Source organism: Candidatus Phytoplasma meliae (assembly GCF_016876135.2).
On the sequence record NZ_JACAOD020000017.1, the window covers coordinates 1 to 5,795 of the forward strand.

Below are 5,795 nucleotides of genomic sequence, written 5' to 3' on the forward strand. Positions count from 1 at the left end.
GGGTCTTAATATAATTTTATATAATTAATTTGTATTTCTTACTGTTGGGATTCCTTGCAATTTATTTTGGTAAATAATAATTTGGCGTCTTAAACGGCGATATTGACTTTGAAGAGCTTGAATTTCTATCAAAGGTAAATTATTATTTTGAGCGTTATTAATTTGTTGTTCTAAATTATTTCTTTGATTTATAAGATTTAATAGTTTTATATCTCCGTCAGTCTGTTGATTAATATTATTATTATTTTGATTCATTGCCATTACTTGGCGATTATTAATTATGAATAATAACCCTAGAAAAGCAATTAAAGAAAAATAAATTGTTTTAAATTGATTGTTTAATCGAAACATTAATTAAATCTCCTTTATTTTATTTAATATAAAATTATTTTTTCGATTCATCAGATTTCTTTGAAGAAGAGCCTTTTTCTTTTGAAATTTTACCTTCTTCTTCTGCTTTTTGTTGTAATGCATTTAATAATTCAGGATTTTCTAAAATTTCAATAATTTTATTTCTATCTTCTTCAGAATAGTTTTCAAGTGTTTTGTATAATTCAAAATAATTCTGCACATCTTTTTTATTTGTTTTTTTTATTTCTTTTGAAGACGCGATTTCTTTTCCTTTTTCTTTTTTAGGCGCCGCCATGACTTGATGATTATTAAAAATAAATAATATTCCTAGAAAAGCAATTAAACAAAGATAAATGGTTTTAAATTGATTTTTTAATTGAAACATTAATTTTAATCTCCTTTTATTTTTATCCCTCATTTGAGGTGATTTCGTAGAGGGAGTTGATATTTTCTAAAGGATCGCCTGAAATATCATTATCATACTGACGTTGTAATGAATCTCTTAGTTTGATGGCATTTGATAACATACTATTTAAAGCTTCGATTTTGATTTCATCATAACCATCTTCGGGGTTAAGTTTGTTTATTTGTTTTTTATAATCATCGCATTTTTGTTGGTATTCTAATATGCTTTCTTTATTTTCTTTTCTAAATTTTAATGTTTGTTTTTGCGATTCCCTTGCTTCTTCAATTGTAATTTTTTCTTTTTCAGTAAGATTATCTAGCGATAAAACTTCATTTTCGTTTTCAGATAAAACATAAGATATAATCTTATCATAATTTGCTTGAGTTATTGGTTTTTTTGGTTTAATTTGGTTAATTATTTCTTCAATTTTATCTATTTCACTCTTTAATCGAGAAATACAAATCGGAAGAGGATCTAAATTTGCACTCTGAGCCCAAAGTGGGAAATTAAAATATTCATACAAATAATTTTTTGATTTGGTTTTAATAATTTCAATATCTTTTTCTATTCGAATAATTTGAGAAGTTAATTGTTCGGGTTTGTAATAATAACCCCAATTATATTTGACTACTGGTTTTTCTTGAATTGTATTTTTAATTAATTCAGATTTGCTTGATAATTGATCAATTGTTATAATTTCATCTTCTTGAGAATAAGGATTTTCTTCTATTTCTTCATGATCATTTAATAATGATTTTTGTTCTTGTTTAGAATCGTTAATGCCTAGAAAAATACCAACAGTAATAATAATTATAAATATTATAACAGCATAAATAGTTGTTTCATGTTTTTTAAAAAAATTCATTTCTTTTAAGGACCTTTCCGATAATAGTAGTAATTTATATTATCTTTTAAAGAAATTAATCACTACTATTATACAACTTTATTGGTTTTAAATTTAAAGAAAAAGTGGTTTAAGAAGGAATAGGTATTAATTCAGGAATTTTTGTTTTATTTGTTTGTTTAATTCTTTCTTGAGTTTTATTGTAGTTAGGGTTTGTTTGTTTTAATTCTTCTTTGAGCAACTTTATTTCTTCATCGATTGGCTCTAATTTTATTTCTAGTTGTTCTATTTTTTCATCTTTTTGAGTTTTATTATTAAGTATGTCTCTTTTGTTTGTTAATCTTTGAACAATATTTACATATTCTGCAATGTGAGATTCGTCTTGTTGTTTGAATTCCTTTAATTGGTTTTTATCTGTTTGCTCTTCTTCTCTTAATTTATGGATTTCTATACGTTTATTATATTCTTCTATTTTCTTTTCTTGATCTTTGTAGTCGGCGTCGAGTTTGGCTAGGTCGCGATCGATGTCTTTGGTATACATTTCTAAAGTTTCTTTGGTAATCATTGGTGGATGTTCTTTGCCTTCTTGAATACTTTCATTAATCATATGCCATAGACGATGACCTTCGTGAAGAGTTAGAGTTACTTTTCCCATTCCTTGTGCATATTTACGAGTTACGGTTGTTGCTTTGTCTAAGGTTTTGATACCGTATTTGGCTGGGATTAAATCGGTTATTTTGTCGAAGGCTTTGAAACCCCATTTTACAATGTTACCAGCCGATGCTTCATGTTCTTTTTCATAAGTTTCCATGCGAACATGCATGGCTTTATATTTTTCTTTTAATGCTTGGTATATTTCGCGTTCGGCTTTGATTTCTTCTAGTTTTTTGTTTACTTGGTTAATGTTGTTTTGGATTTCGTTGCGGCGTTGTTCGATAGATTGGATTTGGTTGAATAATGTTTGTTCGCCTAAAGTTAATTTATCATAATCACGCTGTAATGAGTCTTTTAGTTTGATGGCATTTGATAACATACTATTTAAAGCTTTGATTTTGTTTTCTAATGTTCCTATTTGGCTTTCGATTTCAGTTATTTCTTTAACTAAGGCGATTTTTTCATCATAAAGGATATCTAATTTGGCGCGTAATTTTTGTTTTTCAGTTAAATCAGTAGCTTCGGCGATTTGTTTTTCCGTTAGTTTTATTTCTTTTTCTTTGTTAGCTAATGCTTCTTCTTTTTGAGATTTTTGTTCTTTTAAAATATTGATGTTATTTTCGGTTTGTTTTTTTTGTTTTTTAAGATCATTAATTTTAGTTTCTGTTTGTTTTATTAGTTCTTTGATTTTTTCTTTTTGTTCTTGGGTTAGTTTTTGTTCTTCATAGAGTTTTTTTAATTCGGCTTCTACTTTGGTTAATTCTTGTTCCCAATTGTCTTTTAATCCTTGGTAATTATTGATGACTTCATCATATTTATCAATAGCTTTATCAATTTCGTTTACTAATTGCCCTACATATTTACTTGACGGTTCTTGAGGTTTATGAAAGAAACATAAGTAAATGAATCCTAAAAGACCGATAATAATTAAAAAGTAAATTAAATAGCCTTTCCGTGTTGTTGTGTGTTGGGTTGGTTGATTATTGGAAAGTTTTCTTTTAAAGAAAAGGAACATGCCAAAGATGAATGAAGCCATTAAAAACCAAGTTAAATAAGATTTAAAGTTTAAATAAGTTTTAATTAGGTCTAAAGGTGATAACATAATTATACACCTCCTTTCTCTTTGTTTTGTTGTTCGATGTTGTTTAAGATAGTATCATCTTGAGAAATAATCATTTTGTAAGCTTGTTTTAAGTCTTCTGGGTTGATTTCGTTTCTTCTTGTTTCGCCTTGACCGCGGTTTTTAGCGAAGATAGTGACTGTTGTTTTTAAGAGGTTTTCTAAAGTACGGTTGGCTTTTTTAAATTGATGGTTAACTGGTAATCTTTCTAAAGCTTCATTAATAACTTCGTATAAGTATTGTTTGGATTCTTCATTGTAAGGATTTTTTCTTTTGTTGATTAAGAACGCTAAGAATTTTTCTCTTTCTTCTTTGTTGCCTGGTTTCACTTCGATATTGTAAGTAAACCTTGATTTAATGGCTTCATCAATTCGGTCGATGTGGTTAGTAGCGCCAATAATAAAGATGGGATGTTCAGGGTCATTTTCAAAAGATGTCATCTCTGTTTTAAATTGGTTCACGACATTGGCGATTTCTGAACCAGCTTCTAAGGCACTTAAATCAGCAAAGATCGTTTCACATTCATCTAAGAAAATGATAGCTCCTTTATTTTTCGCTGCTTCTTCGCGTGCTGTCATAAATAAATCTTTAACCAGTTGAGGGGCGATTCCTTTATATTTTTGGGAAAAGATAGAACTACTTATTTCAAAGAAAGGAAGATTAGTTTCTTTGGCGAGAGCTCTGGCTAAGGTTGTTTTCCCAGTTCCTGGAACACCATACATCAAGATGCCTAATGGAGAATCGACCTCACCAATATTGGTGTAGTTGTCTTTATTGTTAAGATAATCAATAAAACCTTCGACTGCTTTTAATTCTTCTTTAAACCCGATTAATTGGTTGAAATTAGGAAATTTTTGATTGTTAGAAGGAGTAAATAATAGTTCTTCTGATGTTTTTTGTTGTGGAATGGTGCTTATTGCTTCTGGTTGAGATTGAGTTTGAATTTCTTCCTTTAATTTTTGAGTTGCTTGGGTTAATTGAGTTTCTAATTGTTTTTTAGTTTCTTGGAGGATTTTCCTTTGATTTTCTAATCTTTTGTGGTGGGTTATAAGTTGTGTTTCAGTTTCTATTAAAGTTTGATGATGAATCCAAACATAAACTGATAAACATAAAATAAATGATATTATGATACATATTATTAATTTAGTGAAATTAAAAGGTTTATTTGATTTGGTTTTGATAGTCATAATTATTTCCTTTCTAAACAAAAAAGACTAAGAAATTTCTTAGTCTTTTAATTTTTTTATTATGCTAATTGAGAAATTTTGTTTTCGATAGTTTGACTGCCTCCGCCAAAAGGTTTGCCTTGGGAATCTACTAACTCATAATCAACAATTAATTCTAATTGAGGATTTTTAGTGTTAATAATTTCTTTTTGTTCGAGATTTATTTGAATATTAAGGGTTCCTAAATCGTTTTCGTTTAATATCATTTGTGGACGTTTAGTGTCATCATAATCATGGTTGTTAATTTTTAAACTAAGATTAAAATAGTTTTCAGGCTTAGTAAAAGTTTGGTTAGTATCATATTTAGGTGTTATTTTTAAATATAAAGGGATCGAAATATCCATTCCGTTAGGGTTAAGAGTTGCTTCATGTTTGATAGTGATTAAGTGATTATATTTTTGTTGGTTTAAGTTAGGAATCGGGATTGGTAAAAGGGTTTTATCTTCATTATTACCACCTACTCTTTCTACATTGAACAGAGGAACATCTTTCATTAAGTGAATTTTTTCTTTTCTTTGTTTGGCGAAATAATTAGTTAAAGCGTAAATAGACCAAGTGGTGAAAAATAAAACAATGATAGATGTGATAATAATTAATATTTTATTTTGTTTTTTAATTTTCATTATTTTTGGCCTCCGATAGATTTGATTAATTCAAGACAGTTGTTAATGCCTGTTGTGAACCAAGGAATTTTATTATTGTAATATAAAACATTGGTATATAAGATAAAATGGCAAATGATTGTTAAATAAACAAGTGTTTTTAACCGATGAGGTTTATTCTTGTTGGGGATATCAATTGCTTTTTCTTTAATTGGTTCTATTATGGTTAAATTTTCTTTATTTGCAATTTTTTTATTAATGTTTGATTTAGTTTTTTTCTTAATTATTTTATTCATATTTTAATTTCTCCTTTTTTAATTAGTTATTTTTATTATTCCAGTTTTAAAGCTTTAACTTTATCTTTGATAGTTTGAGATAATTTGAAAGTCACGACTGTTTTGGCTGGGATTTTGATTTTTTTACCTGTTTGGGGATTTCGTCCCATGTGGGCTTTTCGAGTTTTTAAGATAAACCTACCGATTGAAAGTGATAAGATTACTTCTTCATTAGAAGTAATTGATTCTATTAAAGTGTTTTCTAAGTTTTTATAAAATGCTTCGGTTTGAGTGATAGAAGTTTGGTTAACTTCGGC

Annotated in this window: 8 protein-coding genes; all 8 read right to left on the reverse strand. The window is 27.9% G+C overall.

Annotated features, from left to right (window positions below; translation table 11 throughout):
- Positions 1-24: 24 nt before the first annotated feature.
- Positions 25-351 carry an SVM family protein gene (locus CHTY_RS03220; protein ID WP_203552443.1) on the reverse strand — a complete coding sequence of 109 codons (327 nt, stop codon included), beginning with the start codon at positions 349-351 and terminating at the stop codon, positions 25-27.
- Between the two features lie 34 nt (positions 352-385).
- Positions 386-736 (reverse strand): SVM family protein, encoded by a 351-nt coding sequence (locus CHTY_RS03225; protein ID WP_203552444.1) that lies wholly within the window; start codon positions 734-736, stop codon positions 386-388.
- Between the two features lie 22 nt (positions 737-758).
- Positions 759-1,622 (reverse strand): hypothetical protein, encoded by an 864-nt coding sequence (locus CHTY_RS03230; RefSeq protein WP_203552445.1) that lies wholly within the window; start codon positions 1,620-1,622, stop codon positions 759-761.
- A 109-nt stretch (positions 1,623-1,731) separates the two neighbouring features.
- Positions 1,732-3,357 (reverse strand): DNA double-strand break repair protein Rad50, encoded by a 1,626-nt coding sequence (locus CHTY_RS03235; RefSeq protein ID WP_203552446.1) that lies wholly within the window; start codon positions 3,355-3,357, stop codon positions 1,732-1,734.
- Positions 3,358-3,359: 2 nt separating this feature from the next.
- A complete protein-coding gene (locus tag CHTY_RS03240) occupies positions 3,360-4,562 on the reverse strand; it encodes an AAA family ATPase (RefSeq protein ID WP_203552447.1) in 1,203 nt (400 codons plus the stop codon).
- Positions 4,563-4,621: 59 nt separating this feature from the next.
- The gene (locus CHTY_RS03245) at positions 4,622-5,224 is read right to left on the reverse strand and encodes a hypothetical protein (protein ID WP_203552448.1); all 603 of its coding nucleotides are present in this window, start codon (positions 5,222-5,224) and stop codon (positions 4,622-4,624) included.
- On the reverse strand, positions 5,224-5,499 hold the full coding sequence (locus CHTY_RS03250) for a hypothetical protein (RefSeq protein WP_203552449.1): 276 nt from the start codon (positions 5,497-5,499) through the stop codon (positions 5,224-5,226). The genes CHTY_RS03245 and CHTY_RS03250 overlap by 1 nt, the downstream gene beginning before the upstream one ends.
- A gap of 35 nt (positions 5,500-5,534) precedes the next feature.
- Positions 5,535-5,795, reverse strand: a 261-nt coding sequence (locus CHTY_RS03255; RefSeq protein WP_203552450.1) for an HU family DNA-binding protein, incomplete at its 5' end; no start/stop codon positions are given.

Bases quoted from the DNA above. Each gene is read 5' to 3' on its own strand.
- CHTY_RS03220 (WP_203552443.1), bottom strand. From the start codon at position 351: ATGTTTCGATTAAACAATCAATTTAAAACAATTTATTTTTCTTTAATT.
- CHTY_RS03225 (WP_203552444.1), bottom strand. From the start codon at position 736: ATGTTTCAATTAAAAAATCAATTTAAAACCATTTATCTTTGTTTAATT.
- CHTY_RS03230 (WP_203552445.1), bottom strand. From the start codon at position 1,622: ATGAATTTTTTTAAAAAACATGAAACAACTATTTATGCTGTTATAATA.
- CHTY_RS03235 (WP_203552446.1), bottom strand. From the start codon at position 3,357: ATGTTATCACCTTTAGACCTAATTAAAACTTATTTAAACTTTAAATCT.
- CHTY_RS03240 (WP_203552447.1), bottom strand. From the start codon at position 4,562: ATGACTATCAAAACCAAATCAAATAAACCTTTTAATTTCACTAAATTA.
- CHTY_RS03245 (WP_203552448.1), bottom strand. From the start codon at position 5,224: ATGAAAATTAAAAAACAAAATAAAATATTAATTATTATCACATCTATC.
- CHTY_RS03250 (WP_203552449.1), bottom strand. From the start codon at position 5,499: ATGAATAAAATAATTAAGAAAAAAACTAAATCAAACATTAATAAAAAA.